The following is a 3,151-nucleotide window of genomic DNA, read 5'->3' on the forward strand; positions in this document are numbered from 1 at the left end:
TCCAGTGCGTTCGCTGTCGTTTCGGATACTCGCCGCCCTTTCCTCCAGGTGGGTGGCTTCGTGTGTCGCTGGGCGGCGGCGACGAGATGTGTGGCCCTTGATCTCGCACTGATCGTCGGGCCTTGAGCACGTGTGATCCCCCGCACCCGGACGCACCGGCAACCCGTCGGTCGGCGTCCCGCCCATGGCGCGACGCTACCGACGGGCCGCCGCGGCCGCGCATCGGCAAACTCGCCAGTCTTGGCGGAACTGCTCGACCACTCGGTGGTCGCCAGTCAGACTGGGCGCATGCACCGGCCTGCGTCCCGTTTGACGCAGGCGTCCAGTCCGGAGGCGCGATGGCCGCACTCCTCACCGCGGACACGTTGGTCGTCAGCCAGCGCGCCAAGCTCGTGGAGCTCACCAACCAGTACGACATCTGGGATCCGCAGGGTGTCGCGCTCGGGTTCATCGACGAGCCGGCCCAGAGCCGCCTGCGCAAGACGGCCCGCTTCGCCACCAGCATCGGTCAGTTCCTCACCCATCGCCTCACTGTCCGCGACGTCGCCGACGGCGACGTGTTGGAGGTCATACGGCCGGCCAAGGTCGTGAAGTCGCGCCTGTCGGTGCGGACCGGTGACCGGCGCCCGGTCGGCGAGATCGTGCAGGACAATGTGTTCGGTAAGATCCGGTTCACCCTCACCGATGCTGATGGACGTCGTGTCGGGCAGGTCCGGGCCGAGAACTGGCGGGCGTGGGACTTCGCCATCGTCAATCGCGACGGGCGGGAGGTGGCCAGGATCGACAAGCGGTTCGTCGGTGTCCTGAAGGCCGTGTTCACCACGGCCGACACCTACGTCGTGCACATCGACCCCACGCTCGACGGTGACCTTCGGCTCCTGGCGATCGCAGCGGCCGCTGCGGTCGACACCGCACTCAAGCAGGACGAGCGACGCCTCGACATCTCCGACGTCACTGACATCTTCGGGCTCGGCTGACCACCGCGGCGGTCTGGCCCGGAAGCGCTCGCGGCGTGGCTGAGCGTCACAGCCGTGATGACCGGATGCGACCGCGGCCCCGGTCCAGACCCTGCGGGGTCGGGAGGCGAGGCCGCACAGCCTGCTGGGAGTCGACCGCCGCGCGTTCGCCCCCGTTCGACGTGCGGCTTCGCGATCACCCGGCCACAGCATGCGAAACGGCCCTACTGGTCACTGACGTGCCCACCGGGATGGCCCGGCCGACCATGTCTGGTGGCAGCGCGGCGTCGTGTACCAGGTGTACCCGCGCTCGTTTCCGGACGCCGATGGGCACGGTGTCGGTGATCTCGAGGCGATCCGGCGTCGCCTCGACCACGTGGTTGATCTGGGCGTCGACGCGGTGTGCATCTCGCCGATCTATCCGTCGCGCGCGGGAGGACCCCACCGTGACTGGTAGGTGTGGGCCGACCCGGGGTCCGGCCTCCTGCGATTGAGACGAGTGGAACCCGTGATGAGGGTCGCTTCCTGCGGGAGATCCCCTGTGTGGCACAGGGTTGATCTCTGCTGGCGGGCGGATGGGCCTGTACGTGACGGCTGCGGCGGTCTACAACTTGGGCGAGAGACCCGGCGACAATTGTCGAATTGATGCTGCGGGCTGGCAGATGATCGCGCCCACCGTTCGAGCGGGTGCTGTGACGACACCGACGTCGGTGCGTACGTTGCACGGCCCCCGTCGTCGGTGGGGGTCATGCTCGGGGCGCTGATGCTGGCCGAGTCGTTCAGGCCGTCGCTCCTGCCTCGCACGCTGGTGACGCAGGTCGGGTTGTCGGCGCTCGCGGCGGTCACGGGCTACGCAATCGGTGCCGTCGCTGGCGCGATCGGTCGCGTGATCATCACGCGTATCACCGGGGCCACGGCGTCTGCCCGTTTCGTGCAGCCGATCGGGCTCTCGATGGCCGTCATCGCGGTGGCCGTGGCGTTCGCGCACGCGTCGGGACGCCTGCAGCTACAGGCTGGCCAGCGGGCCGCACTGGGGTTGGACGCCGCTGTGCCAAGCACCCTGCTCGTGCTGGTCGGGGCCACCGTGGGCGCGATCCTGATGGTGCTGCTGGGCCGTTGTCTGCGCGGCGGCGCCCGCCGGCTGGGTCGCCCCCTGACGGCCCGACTGGGCTGGTCGCCGCGTAGCGCCACCATCGCCGGAGGTGTGCTCGAGACGGCCATCTGCCTCGTCCTCGTCGCCGGACTCGTCGCGCTCGTGCGACCGGTGTCCGCCTCTCGTGACCGTCGCATCGGCGCCGGCGAGCGCCCTCCGGTGTCTGCATTGCGGTCGGGAGGCCCGGGATCGCGTATCAGTTGGGCGACCCTTGGAGTGCAGGGGCGACGCTTTGTCGCTGGTGGCCTTTCTGTGCGGGAGATCGGTCACCTGCGTGAGTCGCCCACCGCCGTCGAACCGATCCGCGTCTACGTGGGGCTGATGTCGGCGCCGACGCCGGCTGCGCGTACCGCGCTTGCGGTGCACGAACTCCAGCGGACCGGTGGATTCCGTCGGGCCGCGATCGTCGTGGCGACACCATCGGGTACCGGTTTCGTCAATCCCGTCGCGGTCGATCCCGTGGAGCTGATGTTCGGCGGCGACGTCGCCAGCGTGGCCATGCAGTACTCCGTTCTGCCTTCGTTCTTGTCGCTCGCGTTGGATGGATCGGCGTCGGCGGACGCGGGTCGTCGCCTGCTCAGCGCTGTGCTCGCCAGGGTGCGGCGTCTGCCGCCTGACGACCGCCCGGCCGTCTACGTCTACGGCGAGAGTCTGGGCGCATACGGTTCACAGGCGGCATTTGCAGGCCGCGGCATCGCCGGTCTGCACCAGGTATCGGGCGCGTTGTGGATCGGGCCGACGGAAGCGAGTGGGTTGCGAAAGGAGCTGCTGGCGGGGGCGACCACTGGCCCCGCGCGCGAGCCGATCGTCGGCGGTGGGGCCGTCGTCCGCTTCGCAGACGACGCGGCCGGCCTCCGCGAGCAAGGCCAGCCTTGGGGCCAGTGCGGGCGGCGTACCTACAACATGCGACAGACCCAGTCGTCTGGTTCTCGCCATCGCTGGCGTGGTCCCAGCCGCAGTGGCTCCGCGAGCCGCCGGGACCTGGAGTTCCGTCGCACATGGTCTGGCGGCCGGTGCTCACGTTCGAGCAGGTGCTGATGGA

The 3,151-nt window shown here is 69.5% G+C and carries 2 protein-coding genes; both read left to right on the top strand.

The genetic code is table 11. The features are described from left to right. The first annotated feature begins 338 nt into the window (after positions 1–338). The gene (locus VFZ70_07720) at positions 339–977 is read left to right on the top strand and encodes a phospholipid scramblase-related protein (protein ID HEX6255688.1); all 639 of its coding nucleotides are present in this window, start codon (positions 339–341) and stop codon (positions 975–977) included. 727 nt (positions 978–1,704) lie between these two features. Next, positions 1,705–3,147: an alpha/beta-hydrolase family protein gene (locus VFZ70_07725; GenBank protein ID HEX6255689.1), complete on the top strand. Its 1,443-nt coding sequence runs from the start codon at positions 1,705–1,707 to the stop codon at positions 3,145–3,147. Positions 3,148–3,151 lie beyond the last annotated feature (4 nt).

It is taken from the genome of Euzebyales bacterium, assembly GCA_036374135.1.
Taxonomy (GTDB): Bacteria; Actinomycetota; Nitriliruptoria; order Euzebyales; family JAHELV01; genus JAHELV01.